This is a genomic window from Mesorhizobium sp. LNHC209A00, assembly GCF_000502915.1.
Lineage (GTDB): Bacteria > Pseudomonadota > Alphaproteobacteria > Rhizobiales > Rhizobiaceae > Mesorhizobium.
In genome coordinates this window covers 1-22,346 of record NZ_AYWT01000017.1, presented here as the reverse complement: position 1 = coordinate 22,346, position 22,346 = coordinate 1, and the positions used below count along the sequence as shown (strand labels likewise).

At 61.4% G+C, this 22,346-nt stretch carries 23 protein-coding genes and 1 pseudogene; 4 read left to right on the top strand and 20 right to left on the bottom strand.

What is annotated here, in order from left to right; all coding sequences use genetic code 11:
- Positions 1 to 49 precede the first annotated feature (49 nt).
- Positions 50 to 1,255, top strand: coding sequence for an acetate/propionate family kinase (locus tag X739_RS140790; RefSeq protein ID WP_023795818.1), 1,206 nt, complete (start codon positions 50 to 52; stop codon positions 1,253 to 1,255).
- On the opposite strand, the gene X739_RS140795 is transcribed toward X739_RS140790, so the two are convergent.
- The 8 genes from X739_RS140795 to X739_RS1000000168510 all read right to left on the bottom strand — a co-directional run bounded on the left by X739_RS140795 (position 1,256) and on the right by X739_RS1000000168510 (position 8,413).
- Complete coding sequence (locus tag X739_RS140795; RefSeq protein WP_031252352.1) at positions 1,256 to 1,777, bottom strand: GNAT family N-acetyltransferase; 522 nt, start codon at positions 1,775 to 1,777, stop codon at positions 1,256 to 1,258. It lies immediately after the preceding gene.
- A 105-nt stretch (positions 1,778 to 1,882) separates the two neighbouring features.
- Positions 1,883 to 2,530, bottom strand: coding sequence for a helix-turn-helix domain-containing protein (locus X739_RS140800; protein WP_023795816.1), 648 nt, complete (start codon positions 2,528 to 2,530; stop codon positions 1,883 to 1,885).
- 122 nt (positions 2,531 to 2,652) lie between these two features.
- Positions 2,653 to 3,576, bottom strand: a complete 924-nt coding sequence (arcC, locus tag X739_RS140805; protein ID WP_031252351.1) for a carbamate kinase — start codon at positions 3,574 to 3,576, stop codon at positions 2,653 to 2,655.
- Position 3,577: 1 nt separating this feature from the next.
- Positions 3,578 to 4,579, bottom strand: coding sequence for an ornithine carbamoyltransferase (gene argF / locus X739_RS140810; protein WP_023795814.1), 1,002 nt, complete (start codon positions 4,577 to 4,579; stop codon positions 3,578 to 3,580).
- Between the two features lie 17 nt (positions 4,580 to 4,596).
- Positions 4,597 to 5,811: an arginine deiminase gene (locus tag X739_RS140815; protein ID WP_023795813.1), complete on the bottom strand. Its 1,215-nt coding sequence runs from the start codon at positions 5,809 to 5,811 to the stop codon at positions 4,597 to 4,599.
- Between the two features lie 13 nt (positions 5,812 to 5,824).
- Complete coding sequence (arcD, locus tag X739_RS140820; RefSeq protein WP_023795812.1) at positions 5,825 to 7,291, bottom strand: arginine-ornithine antiporter; 1,467 nt, start codon at positions 7,289 to 7,291, stop codon at positions 5,825 to 5,827.
- Between the two features lie 269 nt (positions 7,292 to 7,560).
- Positions 7,561 to 8,091, bottom strand: coding sequence for a cytochrome b/b6 domain-containing protein (locus X739_RS140825; protein WP_031252350.1), 531 nt, complete (start codon positions 8,089 to 8,091; stop codon positions 7,561 to 7,563).
- A 43-nt stretch (positions 8,092 to 8,134) separates the two neighbouring features.
- The gene (locus X739_RS1000000168510; protein WP_023795810.1) at positions 8,135 to 8,413 is read right to left on the bottom strand and encodes a PepSY domain-containing protein; all 279 of its coding nucleotides are present in this window, start codon (positions 8,411 to 8,413) and stop codon (positions 8,135 to 8,137) included.
- Positions 8,414 to 8,670: 257 nt separating this feature from the next.
- On the opposite strand from X739_RS1000000168510, the gene X739_RS140835 reads away from it, so the two are divergent.
- On the top strand, positions 8,671 to 9,168 hold the full coding sequence (locus X739_RS140835) for a sulfocyanin-like copper-binding protein (protein WP_031252349.1): 498 nt from the start codon (positions 8,671 to 8,673) through the stop codon (positions 9,166 to 9,168).
- A 173-nt stretch (positions 9,169 to 9,341) separates the two neighbouring features.
- Here X739_RS140835 and X739_RS140840 read toward each other — a convergent pair whose 3' ends face one another.
- The 6 genes from X739_RS140840 to X739_RS140865 form a co-directional block, all read right to left on the bottom strand.
- Positions 9,342 to 9,932 carry an NAD(P)H-dependent oxidoreductase gene (locus X739_RS140840; protein WP_023795808.1) on the bottom strand — a complete coding sequence of 197 codons (591 nt, stop codon included), beginning with the start codon at positions 9,930 to 9,932 and terminating at the stop codon, positions 9,342 to 9,344.
- Positions 9,933 to 9,964: 32 nt separating this feature from the next.
- The gene (locus X739_RS140845) at positions 9,965 to 10,351 is read right to left on the bottom strand and encodes a hypothetical protein (protein WP_023795807.1); all 387 of its coding nucleotides are present in this window, start codon (positions 10,349 to 10,351) and stop codon (positions 9,965 to 9,967) included.
- Positions 10,352 to 10,438: 87 nt separating this feature from the next.
- Positions 10,439 to 11,689: an MgtC/SapB family protein gene (locus X739_RS140850; RefSeq protein ID WP_023795806.1), complete on the bottom strand. Its 1,251-nt coding sequence runs from the start codon at positions 11,687 to 11,689 to the stop codon at positions 10,439 to 10,441.
- A 13-nt stretch (positions 11,690 to 11,702) separates the two neighbouring features.
- Entirely contained in the window at positions 11,703 to 12,152 is a 450-nt protein-coding gene (gene trxC / locus X739_RS140855) for a thioredoxin TrxC (protein ID WP_031252348.1), read from the bottom strand.
- 28 nt (positions 12,153 to 12,180) lie between these two features.
- A complete protein-coding gene (locus tag X739_RS140860; protein ID WP_031252347.1) occupies positions 12,181 to 14,034 on the bottom strand; it encodes a heavy metal translocating P-type ATPase in 1,854 nt (617 codons plus the stop codon).
- A 32-nt stretch (positions 14,035 to 14,066) separates the two neighbouring features.
- A complete protein-coding gene (locus X739_RS140865) occupies positions 14,067 to 14,453 on the bottom strand; it encodes a DUF302 domain-containing protein (protein WP_023795803.1) in 387 nt (128 codons plus the stop codon).
- 154 nt (positions 14,454 to 14,607) lie between these two features.
- Here X739_RS140865 and X739_RS140870 point away from each other — a divergent pair, with 154 nt between their 5' ends.
- A complete protein-coding gene (locus tag X739_RS140870) occupies positions 14,608 to 17,289 on the top strand; it encodes a bifunctional acetate--CoA ligase family protein/GNAT family N-acetyltransferase (RefSeq protein ID WP_023795802.1) in 2,682 nt (893 codons plus the stop codon).
- A 23-nt stretch (positions 17,290 to 17,312) separates the two neighbouring features.
- Here the strand turns inward: X739_RS140870 and X739_RS140875 are convergent, their stop codons facing one another.
- Together X739_RS140875 and X739_RS140880 are read right to left on the bottom strand one after the other, a co-directional pair.
- Positions 17,313 to 18,866: a bifunctional aminoglycoside phosphotransferase/ATP-binding protein gene (locus tag X739_RS140875; RefSeq protein WP_023795801.1), complete on the bottom strand. Its 1,554-nt coding sequence runs from the start codon at positions 18,864 to 18,866 to the stop codon at positions 17,313 to 17,315.
- Positions 18,867 to 18,916: 50 nt separating this feature from the next.
- The gene (locus X739_RS140880; protein WP_023795800.1) at positions 18,917 to 19,318 is read right to left on the bottom strand and encodes a cytochrome c; all 402 of its coding nucleotides are present in this window, start codon (positions 19,316 to 19,318) and stop codon (positions 18,917 to 18,919) included.
- Between the two features lie 166 nt (positions 19,319 to 19,484).
- On the opposite strand from X739_RS140880, the gene X739_RS140885 reads away from it, so the two are divergent.
- Complete coding sequence (locus X739_RS140885; RefSeq protein ID WP_023795799.1) at positions 19,485 to 20,321, top strand: universal stress protein; 837 nt, start codon at positions 19,485 to 19,487, stop codon at positions 20,319 to 20,321.
- A gap of 82 nt (positions 20,322 to 20,403) precedes the next feature.
- Here X739_RS140885 and X739_RS140890 read toward each other — a convergent pair whose 3' ends face one another.
- The 4 genes and pseudogenes from X739_RS140890 to X739_RS0135425 form a co-directional block, all read right to left on the bottom strand.
- Positions 20,404 to 20,850, bottom strand: a complete 447-nt coding sequence (locus tag X739_RS140890; protein ID WP_023795798.1) for a pyridoxamine 5'-phosphate oxidase family protein — start codon at positions 20,848 to 20,850, stop codon at positions 20,404 to 20,406.
- A gap of 19 nt (positions 20,851 to 20,869) precedes the next feature.
- Positions 20,870 to 21,556: a phosphoribosyltransferase gene (locus X739_RS140895; protein WP_023795797.1), complete on the bottom strand. Its 687-nt coding sequence runs from the start codon at positions 21,554 to 21,556 to the stop codon at positions 20,870 to 20,872.
- Between the two features lie 3 nt (positions 21,557 to 21,559).
- The gene (locus X739_RS140900) at positions 21,560 to 21,994 is read right to left on the bottom strand and encodes a DUF2267 domain-containing protein (RefSeq protein WP_023795796.1); all 435 of its coding nucleotides are present in this window, start codon (positions 21,992 to 21,994) and stop codon (positions 21,560 to 21,562) included.
- Between the two features lie 119 nt (positions 21,995 to 22,113).
- A pseudogene (locus tag X739_RS0135425) lies at positions 22,114 to 22,346 on the bottom strand (5-aminolevulinate synthase); the annotation flags it as partial.

Genomic DNA, 22,346 nt, shown 5'->3' with positions numbered 1-22,346 from the left:
GGATGCCCGTCGGCAAGCACACAGGGACGGCAACGTATCGGATGGCTTCATGACGGGTGCGATCCTTGTCCTGAACGGCGGTTCTTCGAGCCTGAAGTTCGCCGTCTTCGAGGGACGTGAGCAATTACCGCTGCTGCTGCGCGGCAATGTCTCCTCTCTCGGTCAACAACCGCGGCTGCGCGTCGAGGCCGCGGCCAACAGGTCCGAGATCGACAGAAGCCTGGGTGACGCACCGATCGACATGGACAAGGCGTTCGCGGCGGTCGCCTCCGTGCTCGCCGATAGCGGTTTCCTGCGTCGCATCGCCAGGGTAGGACACAGGATCGTTCACGGTGGCCGTGACTTCACCGAAGCGACGCTGCTTGACGAACGCACGCTCAAAGCACTGCGCCTGCTCGAGCCGATGGCGCCTATCCATCAACGGATCAATCTCGAGATTGTCGCGCTGGCCACGAAACTCTTGCCGCAGGCTCTCCAGATAGGGTGCTTTGACACGGCGTTTCATTCAGCCCGGCCGGAGCTCGCCAAAATCTACGGGCTGCCGCGCGCGATGACTGAGACGGGCATCGTTTCCTACGGCTTTCATGGGCTGTCCTACAGCCACGTCGCTGCGAAGCTGCGTGGCCGATATGGCGCACGGGCCGGCGGTCGGGCCATCGTCGCCCATCTCGGCAGCGGCGCCAGCCTATGCGCTATGCACGCCGGACAAAGCGTCGCCACGACGATGGGGTTTGCGACGCTCGACGGCCTGGTGATGAGCACGCGTTGCGGCGCGCTCGACCCAGGCGTCATCCTTCACTTGCTGCAGGAACGGCGGATGTCTGCAGAAGGATTGGTCACGCTTCTCTACGAGCAATCCGGACTGCTTGGAGTGTCTGGAATATCGGGTGATATGCGAACACTGATCGCCTCAGAGGATCCCGCCGCCGCCCAGGCTGTCGATCTATTCGTTTATCGAATCGGACGTGAGATAGGATCGCTGGCCGCTGCCATGAGAGGACTGGACACGCTGGTGTTCACGGCCGGCATCGGAGAAAACGCGCCGTTGATCCGGGAGAGGATTTGCGTTGCCGCTGCCTGGCTTGGAGTCGGTCTCGACGAGGAGCGAAACCGAGAAGGCGAGGAGGTGGTCAGCAATGCGACTTCCCGCGTCGATGTCCTTGTCATTCCAGCGGATGAAGAAAGAGCTGTGGCCGCGGAAATTCTCGTCTTTCGATCTGCCGCGTCCACAATGGCCCGCGAAGGACCGCGTTAGCTAAGCCGCTGATCGCGCCCCCAACTCCCGCCGAACCAGAACAAGCGTGGCATCGTCGGGATCGGTCGTGACGGTGAAACCCATGTCGCGCTCGACCTCGATCGCGGCACGATTCTCACGGCTCTCGATCGACTCGATGGCTTCGAGGCCAAGGTCTTCGGCATATTTCGCGATATAGGCGAGCAACTCCCAGCCAACGCCCAGATGCTTGCGATCCGCGCGAATGCAGATCGCGACCTCACCGGTTCGGTCGGCACGATCGCTTGCCAGCGTCGCAACGGCGATCAGCATCCCGTCGGTCGAGAAGGCCAGAAAATTATGGATATGCGCGTCGTCTGAACGCGTCATCGCCACCAGCCGTTCATGCGAAACTTCCTTCATGGCGCCGAGGAAGCGGAAGCGCAGGTCTTCCGGAGTCACATGGGTGAAGAATTCCGCCAGGGTTGGCTCGTCCTCGGGCCGAGCAAGGCGTACTCCGAAACGAAATCCAGTACGTGTGGTAATTGCGCCGTTCGTGGACATGGGTGGAACTCTAATCCTGAGTTGTTCTGAATGGCCGGATGCCGCGGAATCAAGTGGATATGGCTTCCTATGGATATCTCGGTACCACCGTTCGACGATGTCTTGTCATTCGCTCATGCAATGGAGCGCGTCGTGCTTGACGATTTCGATGCTGCGCAGGTTGAGGAGGCGGATGACGCCCTTGTCCTTCAGCCGGGTGAAGACCCGTGAGACGGTCTCGATGGTGAGGCCGAGATAGTCACCGATGTCCATACGCGACATTGGCAGTTCCACCTGCCGCAAGCCGCCCTGGCGCTCCGCCATGTCGATAAGGAATGCAGCCACGCGTTCGATGGCGTTCTGGCGACCGAGAACCAGCAGGTGTTCCTGGGCCCGGGTCAAACCCTTGAGCGCCAAGGGCAGCAGCTGGCGCGATATGTCCGCGCCGGCAGTGAGTCGCAAGACACGGACAGCGGTCGCGTTGATTGCCTCTGCAAAGAAATGATGTGTCGTGTCAGCCTCGAAGCCGAATGTCTCTCCAGCCAGGTGAAAGGCGCTGATCTGCCGGCGGCCGTCGGCAAGCAGGCGGTAGATGCGCACGGCGCCGAACTCCACCTGATAGAAGGCACCGGCCTTCTCACCCTGGGCATAGATTTCCGCGCCGGCGGGAAAAAAGCTGACCGGCTGCAGAGGCGCGGGGTCGAACGCGTCCGGCAGGCTTGGCTGAGCAGAGTGCGACGACAACGAAATCCTGGAGGCTGTGTAGGCGTGCATGGCTGTTTTCCCGGTTGTTCCGTGACACAGCAATCGCGCGAATCCGCAGGCCGCGAAATTCGGTTATATCCCTACGGGAAACTACTTAGGACGGAGCGGACGTCGGGTTGAAAACATCGATGTCACGGGTGAGGCGGCGCGCCGGCTTCGAACCACGTTCCGCACTCGCCTTTGACAATTTTGATGGCGTCATCCAGCTTGCCGATGACGGCAGGCTTGCCCATTGCTTTAGCGAACTCGAATGCGGCACGGACCTTCGGCCCCATAGAGCCCGCTGGAAAATTTCTTTCAGATATTTCCCCGGGGCTCACGCGCCGGAGCGCCCGAGCAGTCGCTGTTCCGTAATCGACATAAACGGCGTCGACGTCAGTCAGCATCAGCAGCATGTCGGCCCTCAATTGACGTCCAAGAAGCGAACTTGCCAGATCCTTGTCGATAACGGCCTCGACTCCGCGGAGACTGCCGTCATCCCGGGCTATCACCGGAACCCCGCCGCCGCCGGTGCAGATGACGATCACACCGTGTTCGACAAGGAACGAGATCACGGAAGCTTCCAGGATCTCCAGCGGCTTGGGCGAGGGCACAACACGGCGCCATTTGTCGCCATCGGGCGCAATCTGCCAGCCGCGTTCCTCGGCAAGCCCGCGGGCCGTTGCCTGATCGTAGACCGGGCCGATTGGCTTCGTCGGATGAGCGAAAGCAGGATCATGCGGATCGACCCTCACCTGCGTCAGCAGGGTCGCAAATAGCCTCTCTTTGAGGAGGTTGCCGAGTTCCTGCTCAACGACGTACCCGATCATGCCTGCGCTTTCGGCGCCGAGCACGTCGAGTGGAAATGTCCGGCCATCCGAAGTGGCCGCTGCCTGCAGGGCCAGAAGTCCCACCTGCGGACCGTTGCCGTGCGTGACTACGATCGAGTGCCCTTCGCCGACGAGTTTGGCCAATACAGCCGCAGCGCGCACGATGTTGGCGCGCTGGTTCCCGGCCGTCATAGGTTCTCCACGGCGTAGCAGTGCGTTTCCGCCGAGCGCAACGACGATAAGCATCTCAGTTGCCGATCGTGGCGACGAGCAAGGCCTTGATCGTATGCATGCGGTTCTCCGCCTGGTCGAAGACGATCGACGCAGCCGACTCGAACACCTCGTCGGTAACCTCCATGCAGTCGATACCGTATTCCTTCGCAACGAAGGCGCCGATCTCTGTATCGGTGTCGTGGAATGCCGGCAGGCAATGCATGAATTTGACGTGGGGGTTGCCGGCGGCAGCCATCACCTCGCTGTTGACACGATACGGCGTCAAGAGACGAATACGGTCGGCCCAGCCGGATTTGTCCTCGCCCATCGACATCCAGACGTCGGTGTAGATGAAATCGGCGTCCTGGACGCAGCCCTTCACGTCTTCGTCGAGCCGGAAGCGTCCACCACTGCGTTCCGCCAGGTCCTGGACGTGAGCGCAGAACTCCCGGTCGGGCCAGAGCTCCTTCGGCGAGGCGATGCGCATGTCGATGCCGACCTTGGCGGCACCCAGCGCCAGCGACAGCGCGACATTGTCCCGGCCCTCGCCGACAAAGGCGACGGTCATGTCGGAAAGATGCTTGTGCGTGAATTCACGCATGGTCATGAAATCGGCGAGGATCTGCGTCGGGTGCGCCTCGTCGGTGAGACCGTTGTAGACGGGCACACCCGCATACGTGGCAAGCAGTTCGGCCTGGTGCTGGCCAAAGCCGCGATACTCGATCGCATCATACATGCGGCCGAGTACGCGCGCCGTGTCCTTCATGGATTCCTTGTGGCCGATGTGGCTGCCGGTTGGGCCGAAGTAAGTGACGTGGGCACCCTGGTCATAGGCCGCCACCTCGAACCCCGTCCGCGTGCGTGTCGAATCCTTTTCGAAGATCAGGGCGATGTTCTTTCTGGCAAGCCGCGGGATTTCGTGACCGGCGAGCTTGGCCGCCTTGAGATCGGCCGCCAGCCTGAGAAGAAAGCGGATCTCGTCTGCCGTGAGATCGTCCAGGGTCAAGACGGAGCGGCCATGAAGGTTGATCGACATGGAGATTTCCTTTCGAGTCAATTCGGATCGCGGACAATCGGACAGGTCATGCAGTGCCCGCCACCACGGCCGCGGCTGAGCTCGGCGCCCTCGACGGTGATCACTTCAATTCCGGAACGGCGCAAAAGTGTGTTGGTGTAGACGTTGCGGTCGTAACCAATGACCACGCCGGGCTCGACCGCAACGACATTGTTGCCATCATCCCATTGCTCGCGCTCGGCCTCGTATCGGTCGCCACCAGTGGCGATGATCCGCAGCGACTTCAGCCCAAGGGCTTCGGCGACCACCGTCGTGAACGGCTTTGTCTCATCGGTGACCTCGACCGCTGCCTCTCCATCCCCCGGCCGCAGCGAGAAGGTGCGCAGCCGGTCGACCACAGGCGGGTACATGGTCACCAGATCGCGATCGCAGAAGGTGAAGACGGTATCGAGATGCATGAAACTGCGGTCGCGCGGCATCAGTGCGGCAATCACGCGCGTGGCTTCACCAGCCGCGAACAGGCTGCGCGCGAGGCCGCCCACGGCTTGCGGCGTGGTGCGCTCCCCCATGCCGACGAGGACCGTTCCACCCCCGATCGGCATGACATCGCCGCCTTCAAGGCTGGTACCGGCACCCAAGTCTGGCGACACGAAGGGTATCCCACTTTCGCGAAAGCGGGGATGGAAGCGGTAGACGGCTTCGACATTGGCCGCTTCAGGGCGCCGTGCCGGCCAGTACATGGAATTGACCGAAACAGAACCGTAGATCCAGCAGGAGCTGTCGCGGGTGAAAAGCTGGTTCGGCAGCGGCGGCAGCACGAAATCCTGGGGCGCCAGCGTTCTTCCAGTCAGGCCTTTGGGCTCAAAGGGAAGCTCGGCCCGGGCAATACCCCCGACGAGGTAAGACGCCAGCAGGTCGGATGGCATCTCGTTGAGCCATCCGCGCAGCTCGTCGACCATGTCGAGCCCGACGACGCCTGGATGAACCCGGCGGTCGAGAAGCCAGTCGCGGGCCTTGGCAAGGCTCATCGTCTGGGCCAGGAGGTCCCCGAAGGAATGCACCAGTACGCCGCGTTCGCGCAACGCATCGACGAAAACATCGTGTTCCTGGCGGGCTCGCTTGACCCACAGTACGTCGTCGAAGAGCAGCGCCTTGCAGTTTTCCGGTGTCAGCCTGCGTAGGCTGAGGTCCGGACGGTGGACCATCACCTCGCGCAGGCGGCCGACTTCTGAATGCACACCCAGGCTTGTCATCGCGCCAATCCTCTCACAGCGGGCTGATGGCGCCGGTCCACATCTCGTAGACGGCGAGGATGGCGACAGCGATGAGGGTTCCGGCGAGGGCTGCTTCGGCAGGATGGAACACGCGCTGGTTGGTTTCGCGGCGCGCCCAGATGTAGAATATAATGCCAGGCGCATAGAGGATCGCGCACATGAACAGGTAGGCAGGTCCCGCCGCGTATACGAGCCACAGCCCGTAGACGGTTGCTAGCAATCCGGCAAAAAGCGGTCCGATGCGCTGCTCGCCACTTTCGTAGCTCTCGCCGGTCAGCGCGAGCTTGGCCGCGTAAGCTCCGGAAAAGATGTAAGGAACCAGGATTGCGGCCGACGCGATGTAGAACAGCGCCTGGTAGGTGCTTTGGGCGAAAAGCGTGATCACCAGGAAGGCCTGGACGAGCAGATTGGTGATCAGAAGCGAGGTCGAAGGCACGCCGCGCTCGCTTTCATGGCCGAAGAATTTGGGCATCGTGCCATCCTTGGCGGCGACATGCGGGATTTCGGCGGCCAGCAGCGTCCAGCTGAGGAAGGCGCCCACCACGGACACGACAAGCGCGACGTTGATCAGGATGGCGCCCCAGGGGCCGACAACCGCCTCCAGGACACCCGCCATTGATGGGTTCTTCAGCGCGGCAAGTTCGGGTTGGCTCAGGATGCCAAGCGAGAGCAACGACACCAGGGCATAGAGCGCGAGGCAAGTGACGAAGCCGAGTACTGTCGCCATGGCGATATCCTTGCGGCGTTCCGCCCGACCAGAGAAGACGCTGGCGCCCTCGATGCCGATAAACACCCAGAGCGTCACAAGCATGGTGCTTTTGACCTGCGCGGTGATCGAGCCGAGGCTGGCATTGCCGAGGCCAGTGAAGTCGAGAGACCAGACCTGAAGCTTGAAAGCAACGGCAACAACTCCGACGAACAGGACGATCGGAGCAATCTTTGCGACCGTGACGATGAGGTTAACGACGGCAGCCTGCCGGATACCGGCGAGAACCAGGACGTGGATCAGCCACAGCAGGATCGAAGCGCCGAGCACCGCCTGCCAGGTGTTTCCGTCGCCGAAAGCTGGGAGGAAATAGGACAGGGCGCTGAACACGATCACCGCGTACGAGACGTTGCCGACCCAGGCGCTGATCCAGTAGCCCCAGGCGCTGTTGAAACCGATAAAGGGTCCAAAGCCGGCGTTGGCGTAAGCGTAGGGCCCGGCATCGAGCTCGGGTTTGCGGGTCGCAAGCGATTGATAGACGAAGACCAGTGCCAGCATGCCGACTGCGGTGATCGCCCAGCCAATCAGGATGGCGAGAGGACCGGCACCGGCTGCCATGTTCTGCGGCAGGCTGAACACCCCGGAGCCGACCATGGAACCGATCACCAATGCGGTCAGGGAACCCAGTCGAAGTTTCGTTGGCGCCTCGGTCGCTACTTTCGGAACAGGGATGTTGATGTCAGCCGTAGTCATGATGCTCTCCCCAATTTGAAAGCTCTGATGGGAGGCAATTAACAGGAGATTGGGGAGGCAGCTTTGATGCGGGTCAATAAGCAGTTGCTGAATAAAAAGAGTGGGCGTTGGTGTTCCGGTTTCTGGGTCGCCGCACCAATGCCTGCTCTTATCTTGTCCGCTCCGCCCACGTCACATCGCGCGCTTCCAGGCCATGTTGAACAAGGAGCGACCGACTTGCGCCCCCGAAATCGGCCAGCGCAAATCGGATTTGGTCTATTGGTAGGTCGTCAGGCGATGTCCGCCGGCTCGGCTTTGCGTTTTCGCCCCGTGATCATGGCACGTACCAGGTTTTCGCGATGGCGGAAGCTTGCCAGCGCGACGCCGCCTATATGAAAAAGGACCAGCACAAGTAAGCAGTGCGCGCTCAGGCTGTGCGCCGTTTCGACCCACGCCACGCCGAAATAGGTGTCCGTCGTCATCAGCCAGCCGGTCAGCGCGGTTAAAGCCATTGCAGCCAGCAACACAACTACCATCGCGCCGCCAGCCGGATTGTGGCCGATGTAGCGGGCTTCGCGACCGCTCAGCAACGCTAAGAGGTAGCGTAGCACCGTCGCCGGATGCCGCACGAATTGTGAGAAACGCGAATAGGGCGAGCCCAGAACGCCCCACACGAGCCGCATCGCGACCAGCCCGGCAGCGGCGTATCCAGCCCAGTGATGGATATTCTCCGAGGAATGAGAGGTGAGCCAGGCCGTGACGAAGCTGAGCACCAGTGTCCAGTGGAAACTTCGCACGACCCGATCCCAGACCCGCACCATCTCAGGAGATAGCTGCGCGTCCGCGGCTGCCGAAGCGCTCAGATCAGTTTTCGCCGGCTTCGGCATTGTCGAGCTTTTCAAGGGTCTCGGCATTGTAGGCCAGGTTTACTTTCTTGCCGGCCTTGTCGACCGCATAGACCTCGTAGCAGCCCTTCTCCACCTTGATCTGTCGGACAGTGAGGCCTTCGCCGGTCAACTGCGCCTCGAGAGTTGCTTTCGGCTTGAACTGTGATTTCGGGGCAGTGCTGCAGCTACCGCCGGCGGCGAGTGCTGGCCCTGCAATCAAGCCCGCGAGGGCGGCTAGAACAAGAGTGCGGTACATGATGGCTCCATTTTCAAGAGTGGGCGCGGATGTTGCGCCTGTGGATGGGATTTCGGGCTTCAGTCAGACGGCGACACGACCGTCATTGGTGCGGCATAACCAATTCAACCTGACAACTGGCTGACAGCTCGATCGGCGTCACCGATCGGGCTCGCGCCGGACGATTTGATCTGGCGCAAGGACGGCGGGTGACACCGCAAGCAGGATGACGGCAGGATGACGAGCGCTTCTGCTGCCGTCCTGAAAAGAGGATCGCTATGAAAACCATATCCAGGAGAGTAGTGCTCGGGTTTGCTGCCGCAATGCTCATGGCCGGCAGTGCCGGCGCCGTCTACGCTGCTTCGCTTGTACAGGTCTCGCTGTGGGACAAGGGCGCGAGTACGGAGATGCCGATGGGGCTTGCATATGCAGCGCCAGGACTCGATCTCGCCAAGGCGACTATGGGCATCAAGGCTTTGCCCGGTGCGGTGAAGGCCGGAGCGGTCACATTCAATGTGAAAAATGACTCCAAGGACGCCGTTCACGAGATGATCGTGATGTACCTTGCCGATCCGAGCAAGCCGCTTCCTTACGTTGAGGCCGAGAACCGGGTCGACGAGGACAAGGCCGGCGACAAGGGCGAGGTGTCGGAGCTCGATCCCGGCAAATCAGGCACATTGACCGTCGATCTGAAGGCTGGAAAATACCTGCTTATCTGCAACGTGCCAGGCCACTATGGCGCCGGCATGTGGGCCGAATTCACCGTCGAGCCATAGGCACTAGAGTTGGCAGCCTCTTGGCCGGAACCTGCGACCGTCGCAGTTTCGAAGCTTGCCTGGGTCGCCGTCTTGCCGGTTTGGGCGCTGCATAGGGCCTGGTGGCTCTGGCTTTGTTTGCGACGCCGGCAAAAAATGGCTTTGAACCGCTGTCCCGGTTTCTGGATCGCCAGCTAAAGCGCTCGCTCGCCGAGCTTGCGCATTTGCCGGATCCACTTCGCCCGCCTCGCATCACTGGCGCCCGCGACCGTCCCGAATAGGGTCTGCCGCACCGGTGTGATACCGACAAAATGGAGGATGCTTCGCCGCATGCCAGCGACGCCGTGTCCTAAGAACCATAACCGGTAAAGAACGGAAGGCATGCCCATGGTCACCACGACGCGAGCAGAGCGGCCGCGAAGCAGCGTTTTGGTGAACCCGCCGCCCTTTTCTGGGTAGGCAAACGCCGCTCCTGGTCGCATCACCTGCTCTAGAAATGCCTTGAGCATTGCCGGCATGGTGCCGAGCCACAGCGGAAAAACAAACACGATGTGCTCGGCCCAGACGATCGCTTCAACGGCATCCCTGAGACTGCCCGGGATCGCGCCGTGTTCGAACTCCTGCATCGTTCGCAGAATCGGAAAATCGAGCCCTGCCAGATCGACTCGGCGGACGACATGTCCCGACTGTTCCGCGCCCTCCCTATAAGCCTTCGCAAGACCACGGCAGAGCCGGTCAGGAGACGGGTCGGGATGACCGACGACGATGAGGATGCGTCGCGACATGGTGTGCCCCGGGGGAGCCTGGCGTTGCAGCGTTAGGGACGCTCGACCCTTGCTACCTGATAGGTGTGCATGGCGCCGTTGCGCTCGATCGACACATATTCACCGGTCACGAACCGTTCGTCGCTGAGATGGAAGCCAATCTCGTCGTCACGATCGCCTTCGGCGTAGTCGAAAAACCACTGGCCGCCGGGCTTACGCCGGAGCTTGCCTATCAGATCCTGCTCGCCGGTGCGAAACCGGCGAACGCGACAAGAGGCCCTGTGCGATTTCCACTCTTCCGCATCGAGCCGGCCTTCGCCGGTCAGCGGTGCAAGCACGTCGTAGCCCTCCTCACGGTCACCTTCCGGATGATCTTTCTCGCGGGCAAGCAGCAGCCGAACATGTCGGAATTTCGGGGTGAGGTCTTTCAAATCTGTCATGGCGAACTCCTTTCAAGGAATTCCATAGAGCGGTCGCAGACCCTGGCCCTTGATCCGCATCAAGGAAGGCTCAAGAAAACGTTTCAATCAAGGGCTGAGCAACAACATGGCGCAGGTGCCCGCGGTCGCGGCGGCGAGGGTTGCGCCGGCCAGCGGCAACCAGAACCGGAACGGACCGGTGGAGATTGCGAGCAGCAGGCGAACGATCGCATTTGCCGCCAGCGCGCCAAGCACTGCCTGACCGATAGTCTCGACAGGGACCGACTGCTTGACCAGCCGCAAGGCACTGAGCACCGAGACATCGACATCGAACGTGCCTGCCAGCGCCGAGGTTACCTGCAAGCCACGGCCGCCGAATTGAGCTGCCAATCCAGCGCTCGCGGTTGCGACGATCGCAAAGAGCAAGGCGAAGAGCAGCAACGGGCCCAGTTCGAATGGATTGCGCACGATAGCGCTACTTTCGCCACCCCCGCTGTCGCGAGCCAGCAGCAATGCTCCGCAGGAAGCGAAGGCGAGCGCAGCACCAATCGCCGGTATACCGACCGAAGCGAACACGCTTGGCTCGACGATCAAGACCACGGCGCAGACCCGAAGCAACGAAACCATTGCAGCCAGCGATGCCGCCCCGGCGAGTGGCAGTGGATTGCTTGCCGAGGCGGCGTTGCGGGCAAGCGCCAAGGTCACGGCGGTGGAAGAGACGACCGCACCGGCGAGCGAGCTGACCAGCAGACCACGCGTATTTCCCAGGATGCGAACGGCCACATAGCCGGCGAAAGACATCGAGGCCATCAGCACCGTCAGGAACCAGATTTCCCAGGGATTGAAACCGCCCCACGGGTCCATCGTCCGGTTTGGCAGCAAGGGCAAGACGATTGCCGTCATCACCGCCAGGATCAGCGCCGAACGGAGTTCAATCCAGGTCAGTCGCTTCAAAAGACCGTGCAGGACCTCTCGGCTGGCCAGGATTGCCGCCAATGCCGCCCCACCGGCAGCAGCCGCGCGATAATCGCCGGCGACGGAAAGCGCGCCAAGCGCGAAAACGCCAAGGCCAGCGATCACGCTCGTGACGCTGAAATCCTCATCATGGGCAGCCTCACGCGCCTTGTACCAGGCGAAAATTGCCGCAAAGGCAACGAAACCGCCGACCAGCACGGATACCGCGCCGAGCGCGTTGGCCAAGGCGGCGAGAACACCGCCGAGTAGGCCGGATATGCCGAATGTCCGAATGCCGGCCGTGCGGCTGCGATCGGGTGCATCCCTTTCTTGCCAGCCACGCTCCAAACCGACAAGCAGACCTATTGCCAGGGCGAGCCCAAGCCGGGCGATGAGCGGATCCATTGGCGCGGCGACTTCAGGCGGCGACCGTCGGCAGACGGTCGCGAACCCACCTGACGATCTGGCCTGCCGTCATTGCGCCGGATCTGCGTGCAATCTCGCGCCCGCCATGGAAGAGGATCATCGTTGGGATGCTGCGAATTCCGAGCCTTGTGGCGACAGCCTGCTCGTTTTCGGAATTGAGCTTGATCAGGCGAACATGCGGCTCCAGTTCATTTGCCGCCGCTTCATATGCCGGCGCCATTATCTTGCAGGGGCCGCACCAGGGTGCCCAGATGTCGACGACAACGGGCAGGCTGCTGCGCGAAACCTGATGATCGAAAGTCGCTGCGTCGACGTCTTCAGGATGCCCCGAGAACAGCTTGGTCCCGCACTTTCCGCATTTCGCCTCCTTGGCATTGCGGGCCGGCGGCAGACGGTTGACCCCACCGCATTTGCTGCAAACCACCAGATTCTGCTGTGCCATGGCCATTCACCGATTTTGCTGTCGTCCACTATGCGCGCCACAGATGTCCGTCGCCAAGAGTGCGCAGCGCATTCAGAATGACAACCACGTCAATCCCTTCCTGAAGCAGCGCTCCGGCAACGGGGGTAATCTGTCCCAAGGCCGCTGCAACCATTGCTAGCCCCGACAGCGCCAGCCCGGCAATGATACTTTGCAGGGCAATCGCGCGCGTATGTCGGGCAATCCGCACCGCCGCGGCAACAGGCTCCAGCCGGTCGGCGAGAACAATGACATCCGCCGCCTCGGAAGAAGCTGTCGCACCGCGCGCACCCATGGCGAGGCCGACCGTAGCGGCGGCAAGGGCGGGTGCATCGTTGATGCCATCGCCGACCATCATTGTTGGAGCGATTGCTTTCTCGGCTTCTACCGTCGCGACTTTGTACGCAGGATTGGCATCGGCGACGATGACATCCAGACCCAGCTTGGAAGAGATACGCTTGGCTGCCGCACCATCATCACCTGTCAGCATGATCATGCGCGTGATGCCAGCTGAGCGCAGATCGGCGAGGGTGTCGCGTGCATCAGGACGAAGCGCATCGCCGAAGGTAAAGATGCCGGCAAGACGATTGTCGAGTGTAACGAAAACCCTCAGCACTGGCTGGTCCTGGTATCGAACCTCACCGCCTTTCGCCCATCTGGGCAGCGGTTTGCCGGCCAGCACAAGAGCCCGAGAACCTGCCGCGATCGACATGTTGTCGACCTGACCTTTGAGGCCAGCACCGCGGGTCTCGTACACATCATGCGGGTGGGAAAGCATGAGCTGCTTGCCACGCGCAGCCCGGATGATCGAATCGGCGAGCACGTGGTGCGAAGCCTGTTCCAAGGATGCCAGTCGTTGCAGCAGATGGTCGGCGTTGCTGCCGGGTGCTGCTTCGATCTCGATGAGCTCGGCGCCGCCAATGGTCAAGGTCCCCGTTTTGTCGAAGATCGCGGTTCGGACTTGCGCAAGTGCCTCCAGAGCCGCGCTGCCCTTCATAAGGATGCCGGCTCGCGCGGCGCGCGATATGCCGCCGATGAAAGCAACCGGTGCCGCCAGGATGAGCGGGCAAGGTGTCGCGACGACCAGCACTGCCAATCCTCTGATCGGATCGCCGGAGATGTACCAGGCGGCACCGGAAACCAGCAAAGTGGCCGGCAGCAGGAACAACGCAAAGCGATCGGCCATGCGGATGAACGGGGACTTCGCGGTTTGCGCCGCAGCCACCATGCGCACGATCGCCGCATAGGTGCTTTGTTCTGCCACGGCCGAAGCCCGCATGCTGAAGGACTCACCGGCGTTGAGTGTGCCGCTGCGCAGCACATCCCCAGCGCTCCGCCGTTCCGGCAGTGGTTCTCCGGTTACCGCGGACTCGTCGAGCGTGGCCGAAGCGTCAATCAGGATACCATCGACGGGGAGCAGCTCACCAGCCCTGACCGACAGCTCGTCGCCGACAGCAACGTCTTTGACGGAGATGGTCTCTGTCCCCAGTTTTGACGTCCGATGCGCGACACGCGGCGAGCGGTCGGTCAGTGCTTTGAGGCTCCGTTCCGCGCGGCCGCGAGCGAAATCCTCAAGCACCGTGCCGCCGGCATACATGATCGCAACCACAACGGCCGCCAGGGGTTGTCCGAGCAGCAGCGCCGCGGACATCGACACCAGCGCAATCGCATCAACACCGAAGCGGCCGATCCAGAAGTCACGCAGAATGGAGATGGCAAGGGCCGCCACCACGGGCAAAGTCGCCACGGTCCAGATCGTGTCGGCCTCAAGGGGGCCGAGCCCGGTTCGCCAGACGCTGATTCCAACGGCGAGGCCCATAATGGCGATTATCAGCAATGCGCGTCGTAGAGCAGACTCGTTCATGCGATGTCCCTCAATCATGATGGCCCCCTTGGCTAGAGTTCGCGGACCATCTCCTCGAGCAGGCGACGCACATCGTTCGCGACCTGCGCAAGCTCGGGATTGCCGATAGCGCCCATTGAAGCGACCGGATCCACCGCTGCGACTTCCACCTTTCCTCGCTCGACCTCCGTCACGATGACGTTGCAGGGCAGCATGGTTCCGATCTTGTCCTCGACCTGAAGCGCACGCCACGCGAAATGCGGATTGCAAGCCCCCAAGATCACGTAGGGCCTGAACTCTGCGCCAAGCTTGGCCTTCATGGTCTGCTGGACATCGATCGAGGTCAGAACGCCAAACCCCTTGCTTGCGAGCTTGTTGGTCACGTGGTTGATTGCCGCTGTGAACGGCATGGCGACGGTCTTGCTGAAATAGTAGCTCACCTAACTCTCCGATCGTTGATCCCGACAGCTCGTCGCCCCTTTGCGAGCGACCTCGCGCCAGAGCTAATCGCGATAAGCGGCGAACGCTTTGATCCACCGCAACGAACGGGCAAGATCGACCGGCGATGATCGCCACGAATAGGAGGCACCAGGGGTGACGATCCGGAATCTCGAACATGCGTTCGCCCCGAAGTCGGTTGCGGTCTTCGGAGCGTCGGTGCGCGACGGCTCCGTCGGCCGTGTCGTCTTCGACAACATCGTCAGCGGCGGCTTCGAGGGCACGGTCTGGCCGGTCAACCCGAAATATTCGCAAGTGGCTGGGCGACGCTGCTATGCCAAAGCGGCCGATCTTCCAGGTATTCCAGACCTTGGTGTTATCGTCACGCCGCCAGAGACTGTTCCCGGCATCGTGCGCGACCTCAGTGACAAGGGTACGCGAGCGGCCGTGGTCATCACGGCAGGGCTGACACGGGAAAACGGCCATCGCCAGGCGATGCTTGACGCCGCCAGGCCCACCCTTTTCCGGATCATCGGGCCGAATACAGTCGGATTGATGATCCCGCCCATCAAACTCAATGCGGGATTTGCGCATATGGCTGCCAAGCCTGGCAACATCGCGCTTTTGTCGCAATCCGGCGCCATCGCCACATCGCTGATCGACTGGGCCGCGGACAACAATGTCGGCTTCTCGCAGATCGTCTCCCTCGGTGACATGGCGGATGTCGACGTGGGAGATTGTCTCGACATGCTGGCGGGCGATACACACACACGCGCCATCGTGATGTATCTTGAAACAATTCCCAATCCGCGCAAGTTCATCTCGGCCGCCCGTGCGGCGGCGCGGATCAAGCCGGTGATCGCGATTAAGTCGGGCCGGCACGAGCAATCGGCCAAAGCGGCTGCGACCCACACCGGAGCGCTATCGGGGGCCGATCGTGTCGTCGATGCGGCATTGCTGCGCGCAGGCATCCTGCGTGTCAAGGGCCTGACCGAGCTGTTTGATGCCGCTGAAACGATCGCCCGCTTCACTCCGCTCAAACGAGCCCGCGTCGGCATCGTCACCAATGGCGGCGGGGCAGGGGTATTGGCTGTCGATCAACTCATGGACTGCCAAGGGGAACTGGCCGCGCTATCACCCGCCACCATCGAACGCCTGAATGCCGTATTGCCTCCAACATGGTCGCACGCCAATCCGGTCGACATCATCGGCGATGCCTCGCCGGAGCGCTACAAGGCCGCCGTCGAAGCTGCAGCGGCCGACCCCGGAACGGACGTCGTTCTGGTGATGAATTGCCCAACTGGTCTGGGCTCGCCGCTTGCCGCGGCAAGCGCGGTGGCGGAACTCACAAGGGAAGGGATGATCGCCGGCAAACCGGTCCTGACCTGCTGGCTCGGGGAACACACGGCGCGCGCCGGGCGGCAAATCCTGCAAGATGCCGGCATTGCCAGTTTCGAAACGCCCGCTGATGCTGCAACGGCAGTCTCCTATCTGAGCGAATGGTCGCGTGCCCAGCGGGCATTGATGCGCACGCCCTCAAGCAGCAGCGAGGATGTGACGAGCGATCGGGAGGCTGTGCTTGCCATATTCAGTCAGGTCGCGAAGGACGGGCGGCGAATGCTGACCGAGCCCGAAGCCAAGGCAGCGATTTCCGCCTACGGCATCCCGGTACCCGAGACGATCGTCGCCAGATCTCCCGCCGAAGCCGAAGCAGCGGCCGATCGGCTCCTCAAGACGTCTGAACAGATCGTCGTCAAGCTGCTGTCCAAGGCGATCTCGCACAAGTCGGACATTGGCGGGGTGGTGCTTGGCATTGCCGACGCCGCCGCTGCCGGGGAGGCGGCGCGCGCTATCGAGGCGCGCGTGCGCAAGCACGCACCGCAAGCCCATATTGAAGGCTATGCCATTCAGCCGATGCTGGTGCGGAAACAGGCGCAGGAACTCATTCTCGGCATGAGCCGGGATCCGATCTTCGGGCCGGCCATTCTGTTTGGAGCAGGCGGCGTCTCCGTCGAGGCGATGGACGATACAGCGATAGCATTGCCGCCGCTCGACGACATTCTTGCCGGTGACCTGATCGGGCAAACGCGGATCGGTCGCCTGCTGGCCGGCTTCCGCGACCGCAGGCCGGCGCACCGGCAGCCCATCATTGCAGCCCTCAACGGCCTGTCGCAGATGATCGTCGACTTTCCGTGCGTCGTTTCGATGGACATCAATCCGCTGCTAGCCGATGCCGACGGCGTGATTGCACTCGACGCCCGCATCGAGATCGAGCCAGGAAGCGTGGAGGAGCTAGGGCCAAACCCGGCGCTTGCGATCAGGCCCTATCCCGCGGGTTGGGAGAAGGCGTTTTCGGCAGGCGGCGCTGGCTATCACATCCGGCCGATCAAGCCGGTCGACATCGCGCTCTATCCGGAATTCCTTGATAGAATTTCGCCTGACGATCTGCGCCTGCGTTTTCTGTCGCCGCGCAAAAGCTTTTCCGACCAGATGTTGAAGCGGCTCACCCAGCTTGACTATGACCGCAACATGGCTTTCGTCGCCCTGGAGACAAGCTCCGGCGCACTGGGCGGCATCAGCCGCCTGTCTTGCGATGCGGACCACGCCGTCGCCGAATACGCCTTGCTGGTGCGCACTGATCTGCAGGGTCATGGTCTGGGCTGGGAATTGCTCAGGCAGATCGTCGATTATGCGAAGGCCGATGGGATATGTCGAATTGAAGGGATAATGCTCAGCGAGAACACGAGGATGCTGGCCATGTGCCGCGAGTTCGGCTTCTCGATAAGGCGTCATCCGAGTGAACCTGGCCTTGTCGAGGCTATTCTCGAACTCCGTTGAGGCCGATCGCCTTGCCGCACCAGTCAGGAGGCTGTGCGCAGGATTTCGGGCGCATCGCTCTCGGACAACCTTCTCAACTCCGCGACAGTGTCGGCGAGCTTTCCATCGGCGTTGATCTTCTGCCAACTAGACTGGGTGGCATTTCGCTGCAATTGCCGCGAGAGGATATCTATCGTTGCATCTGAAGGACCGCCCTTGCGTTCACTGACCCGCTGCCAAAGGACGAGCGGGTCCGCTTCCAACCAAAATCCGGAGAATCTGATAGCCCGGCTGCGCGCCGCTTTCTCGATCCGCTCACGATCAGCAGGCTTGTCAAACACGGCATCAACGACAACCGAACCGCTCTCCGAAAGGATCAGGCCGGCGCGCCAGGCCATTTCGCGATAGACGCGGTCCGAAACGTCCGGCCGATAAGCCTTGTCCGGAAGCCTAGTCTCCGCGGGCACCCCATGCATCGCCTTTCGGATGCGGTCGCTCTCGACAATTCGGGCACCGGGCGGCGCACCGACGTGAGCGGCCAGCGCCTCGGCAACGGTCGTCTTGCCGGATCCACTGAGGCCGCCGATGGCAACGAGCCGCGGCGGTGTTTCGTGGAGAAATGTTCGGGCAAGGTCGAAATAGGACCGGGCCTCGGCAGTCAATTTGTCGGAATTGGCACTGCCTTCCGCGATCTGCGTTGCGGTGACATGCGCACGAACAGCAGCTCGTACGGCCATGAAGAAGGGCAGCAGGTTGAAACCATCCTCGTCATCGGCTTCGTCGAGATAGCGGTTCATCACAAGATTGGCGAGCTGCGGAAAACCGCGATGCCACAGGTCCATCAAAAGGAAAGCAAGGTCGTACAGGACGTCGATGCTGGCGATCTGGTCGTTGAATTCGATGCAATCGAAGAGGCGTGGCTCACCGTCGAAAAGGCAGATGTTGCGCAGATGCAGATCGCCATGGCACCGGCGGATCTTGCCCGCTGCTTCGCGGCGGTCGAGCAATCCGGAATGTCGGGTGAGGGAAGAGCGGCAGGCTTCGGCAAAGCTGTCCATCTCCGATTTCTTGAAAACATGGCTGGTGGCAAAGCCGGCCTCGTTGATGTCGAGCACGCCCGCCAGATTGGACGATCCGCTGCCATTGTGAATTGCTGGCGCGGTACGGTGGTAGCCGACGATCATGCGCGCAACCGCAGTCATCAGCGCCGGCGTCAATTCTCCGACGGCTGCCATGCGATCGAGAAGCTTCGATTGGTCGAAGCGGACCATCTCGATCGCTGCGTCGACCATTTGGCCCATGCCGTCAAAAGCCAGTTTGCCGTCGGCTTCGCGCGTGATGCGACGCACCCTCAGATAGAGGCCGGGTGCGGTCTTCGAGTTGAGTTCCACCTCTTTATCGCAAGCGGCCAGCCTGAGGGCCGGCGCCGAGAAATCGACATAGGGCAGCTTTACGGCCCGCTTCATCTTGTAGGCGCGTTCGCCAACGAGGAAGATACGCGAAATGTGAGTCTCGATCGCCTCGACAGGTCCGGTCGCGCCATACGAAGCAGGATCGAGCAAAAGCGCGGCAGCGGCTTGCTGGTCGTCAACGATCATGGCCTGCCTCCTTGATGTGTCTTGCGCAACCCGTTTCCGTGATCTGTAGCTCATTGCTGCAATGTCTGGACATAACCTGCCAACTCATGGATCCGTTCCTGGGTGACGATTTCTCCGGCGTTCGGGCCGTATTTCCGGACGTCATCGGGGAGGAATTGCCGGCCCCAGACCGGCATGTCGCGATCGCCATGCTCTGGCACCATGGTGCGGCCGTCGATCACCGCGAAAACGCGCCAGTAAGGGAACGCGCCGCCATTGTCTTTCGAAAGACGCGTCAGGTCAGCCGGGCGTTTAACCAATTCATCGCCCAGCGGTCCATCGCCCTTGCCGTCGGGACCGTGGCAGACAGCGCATGAGTTCATGTATTCCGTCTCGCCGTTGCCGAGTTCCTTTGCGCCGGCGGCCGCCTGAAAGGTCATGCCTGCAAGAGCAGCCGCGAGCAGGAATTTCATCTGCGTTTCCCCCGATTGATCAGCGCGACCCTACAACCTTGGTTTGCCTTCACGTTGATGCGGATCAAATGCCCGTCGGAGCCAACGTGTTTGATCCAGCGCAAGGAACGCACCGGCCCCTCTCGCCTACGCTTCAGCAACGATTGAACCTACAGGAGTTGCCGCCGTGACTTTCAAGACTCTGCTTACGGTTACCGGACCGAAACAGGGCGAGGGCGACCTGAAGCTCGCCGCCAATCTGTGCGAACAGATCGGCGCTCATCTCTCCGTGCTCGTTCTCGAGCTGGCCGCACCGCCCTCTGGCGGTGAGTATGCGGCTGTCGTCTCACCGGCCTGGCTGGAGGAACGCCAGGCCGAACTGAAAAGGCTCGAGAAACGAATTTCAGACGTCGCCGGCTTTCTCTCCCAGACCGCCGTATCGGCCGATCTGAGCGACGACTATCCCGACATGGGATGGGCGGACGACGTTATCGGAAGGCGTGCCCGCTACGCCGATCTGACCATTCTCGGACCGGATTTGCTGGCAAGCCACACGCTGAAGAACAAAGTCATCGAGGGCACGCTGTTTTCGTCGGGAAAGCCCATTCTGCTCGTTCCCGAGGGCTCGCGCCCGACGCTGAAGCCGAAACGCATCCTCGTTGCGTGGGACGCCCGCCTTGAGTCATCGCGCGCCGTTCGTGAGTCGCTTCATATGCTGAAAGGTGCCGAAGATGTGCGCCTTGTCATCGTCGATCCAATTGAAGATGAGTTCCATCATGGCGAGGAGCCAGGTGCAGATGCCGCGGCCTATCTTGCCCGACACGGCGTGAAGGTTACGGTCGAGCGGCTGCCGAGCGCGAACCATTCGGTTGCCGACGTCCTTCGCCAGCATGCCGGCGACATTGCGGCCGAGCTGATGGTCATGGGCGCCTATGGCCATTCCCGGTTGCGCGAGCGGATTTTCGGCGGGGTCACCAAGTCGATGCTCGAGGGTCAATCGCTGCCGGTCTTGATGGCGCGATAGCAATTCAACGGTAAAGAAAAGAGGGCCGGTGCAGATTGCGCCGGCCCTTTCAGTTCTTTTCTCGAACGACGAGATGGGGCGACTACTCGCTTGCTTCTCGTCCAGACACCTGCTCGATCAGGATCCGGAAGAAAACGTGCGGTGCACTGTCGGTTGTAGGAGGAACAACTGGCTTGAGTGCGCCAGGCTCCCACCAGTCGGCGTGCTTACTCAAGACCGACCAAGCATGATCCCGCTCAAGCTTGTGGCCTATTCGATCCGGCAACTCTTCGTATCGGCCGTCGGCAACGACACTTTTCCATCCTCGCCCCCGGCCATGTTCATCGACCTGGACGGACACCAACGGATTGGCCCGCATCCATTCGATCTTTTTGCCCGGCATGGAAAACGCGTAAAGATGAGCGTCCGAATGGGCGTAGTAGAAGGGCACAACATAGGGTTGGCCATCCTTCGCGCATGCAAGACGGCCCACGCGATTGGCCGTCAGCAATTTGGTACATTCCAAAGCAGAAAGCGTGCGGATTTGCATCAGTGCGATCTCCTGTTCTTCACGGCTTTTGTATCAGGCCGGAAACGTGCCGCTGGCCAGTTTTGTACAGCTGGGCAGCCGCGTCCATAGCGTAGACAACGTCGTTGTCAGAGAGTCGTGGGAACCGCAGATAGTGATGGCTCAAGGCCCGGAACTGTCCCGGCTGACTAAGGCAGACCACACGGTCCGCTTCCTGCTCCAGCGCGGCGACCGTCTCTTGCGGTGAAACGGGAACTGCCACGACGATTTCCCTCGGTGATCGGCGCTTGAGGGCGCGGATCGCGATTTTCATGGTCGTACCGGTTGCGGCCCCGTCATCGACGATGATCGCGATCCTTCCCGCGATCGACATCGCTTTATTCTTACCTCGATAGGCAACGCGCCGGCGTTCGAGTTCAGGCCGCTCATTTGCAATCAAGACACGTAAAGCGTCATCGTTGAGGCCATAGGTCTCGACAATTTCACGGTTCAGCACGACCTCCCCAGGGTCGCCATCGACGATTGCGGCAACAGCCAACTCGGGATTGCCCGGGGCGCTCACCTTTCGGACGATAAGCAGGTCAAGAGGAGCGTTGAGGGCTTTGGCCACTTCCACAGCGACGGGCACGCCGCCACGTGGCAATGCCAGTACGACGGGCCGATGCAGTTGAAGCCTGCTCAATTCCAGGCCAAGCTTCACTCCAGCGTCTTCCCGGTCACTGAACATCGATCAATCCACCGGCCACAGTTTTCGCAGCGACTTCTTCATCGAGTTTCTGACCTGCACGATCTCGCCATGCGAAATGTGACGGTCGAGAAGCTTGAACACGGCGCTGATCGCGACATCGAAATCGATCTCCTCATCATAGCCGAAACTGTTTCTGACGCTGACAATGAAGTCGCGCTTCGTGCGTTCACGCGCAGGCGCCGAGGGATTCCAGCCTTCGAAATAGATGCCGCGGACCAAAACAGGCAGTTGCGCCGAGAGATCGGCCATTTCCGCCGGCGACAGCCAATCCCGCACGGTGTGCAGGACAGATCTCAGGAGACGGCACGCGCTCGGCTCGCTCCAGCAAAGATCCTTGGCGAGCTCCTTGACCCATTGTTGCGCCTGCTGGCCGGCGTGCGTGAAGTCAGCAAAGGACGTGTGGGAAATATGACCCATGGCGATGCTCCTCGAATATTTGAATCCCATTCTCAGGCATCGAAAGGCTTTGAGCATTGAGCAGGATCAAATTGCCCATAGGCAAAGGAGATGAAGGCCGTTTGAGCAGGCGGCAGCTTTCAGCCGCCGGATTTCTGCACCAGCAGCGGAATAATCCGGTCGCTCTTGGCCACTGAGGGCCGTCCCGCCGAACCGTAAGGGATACCGAGCGCGTCCCAGGTTTCGACCAGCGCGTCCTGCAGTTCGGCGATCAACGCATCGGAATGGAACGGCGTCGGCGTGATACGCAGCCGTTCGGTACCGCGTGGCACGGTCGGGTAGTTGATCGGCTGGATGTAGATGCCGTGGACGC

Bases quoted from the DNA above. Each gene is read 5' to 3' on its own strand.
- X739_RS140840 (WP_023795808.1), bottom strand. From the start codon at position 9,932: ATGTCGCGACGCATCCTCATCGTCGTCGGTCATCCCGACCCGTCTCCT.
- X739_RS140860 (WP_031252347.1), bottom strand. From the start codon at position 14,034: ATGAACGAGTCTGCTCTACGACGCGCATTGCTGATAATCGCCATTATG.
- argF (WP_023795814.1), bottom strand. From the start codon at position 4,579: ATGTCGATCAACCTTCATGGCCGCTCCGTCTTGACCCTGGACGATCTC.
- arcD (WP_023795812.1), bottom strand. From the start codon at position 7,291: ATGACTACGGCTGACATCAACATCCCTGTTCCGAAAGTAGCGACCGAG.
- X739_RS140850 (WP_023795806.1), bottom strand. From the start codon at position 11,689: ATGGATCCGCTCATCGCCCGGCTTGGGCTCGCCCTGGCAATAGGTCTG.
- X739_RS1000000168510 (WP_023795810.1), bottom strand. From the start codon at position 8,413: ATGTACCGCACTCTTGTTCTAGCCGCCCTCGCGGGCTTGATTGCAGGG.
- X739_RS140895 (WP_023795797.1), bottom strand. From the start codon at position 21,556: ATGTTCAGTGACCGGGAAGACGCTGGAGTGAAGCTTGGCCTGGAATTG.
- X739_RS140795 (WP_031252352.1), bottom strand. From the start codon at position 1,777: ATGTCCACGAACGGCGCAATTACCACACGTACTGGATTTCGTTTCGGA.
- X739_RS140845 (WP_023795807.1), bottom strand. From the start codon at position 10,351: ATGACAGATTTGAAAGACCTCACCCCGAAATTCCGACATGTTCGGCTG.
- X739_RS140900 (WP_023795796.1), bottom strand. From the start codon at position 21,994: ATGGGTCATATTTCCCACACGTCCTTTGCTGACTTCACGCACGCCGGC.
- trxC (WP_031252348.1), bottom strand. From the start codon at position 12,152: ATGGCACAGCAGAATCTGGTGGTTTGCAGCAAATGCGGTGGGGTCAAC.
- arcC (WP_031252351.1), bottom strand. From the start codon at position 3,576: ATGCTTATCGTCGTTGCGCTCGGCGGAAACGCACTGCTACGCCGTGGA.
- X739_RS140875 (WP_023795801.1), bottom strand. From the start codon at position 18,866: ATGATCGTTGACGACCAGCAAGCCGCTGCCGCGCTTTTGCTCGATCCT.
- X739_RS140800 (WP_023795816.1), bottom strand. From the start codon at position 2,530: ATGCACGCCTACACAGCCTCCAGGATTTCGTTGTCGTCGCACTCTGCT.
- X739_RS140790 (WP_023795818.1), top strand. From the start codon at position 50: ATGACGGGTGCGATCCTTGTCCTGAACGGCGGTTCTTCGAGCCTGAAG.
- X739_RS140880 (WP_023795800.1), bottom strand. From the start codon at position 19,318: ATGAAATTCCTGCTCGCGGCTGCTCTTGCAGGCATGACCTTTCAGGCG.
- X739_RS140825 (WP_031252350.1), bottom strand. From the start codon at position 8,091: ATGGTGCGGGTCTGGGATCGGGTCGTGCGAAGTTTCCACTGGACACTG.
- X739_RS140835 (WP_031252349.1), top strand. From the start codon at position 8,671: ATGAAAACCATATCCAGGAGAGTAGTGCTCGGGTTTGCTGCCGCAATG.
- X739_RS140815 (WP_023795813.1), bottom strand. From the start codon at position 5,811: ATGACAAGCCTGGGTGTGCATTCAGAAGTCGGCCGCCTGCGCGAGGTG.
- X739_RS140890 (WP_023795798.1), bottom strand. From the start codon at position 20,850: ATGCAAATCCGCACGCTTTCTGCTTTGGAATGTACCAAATTGCTGACG.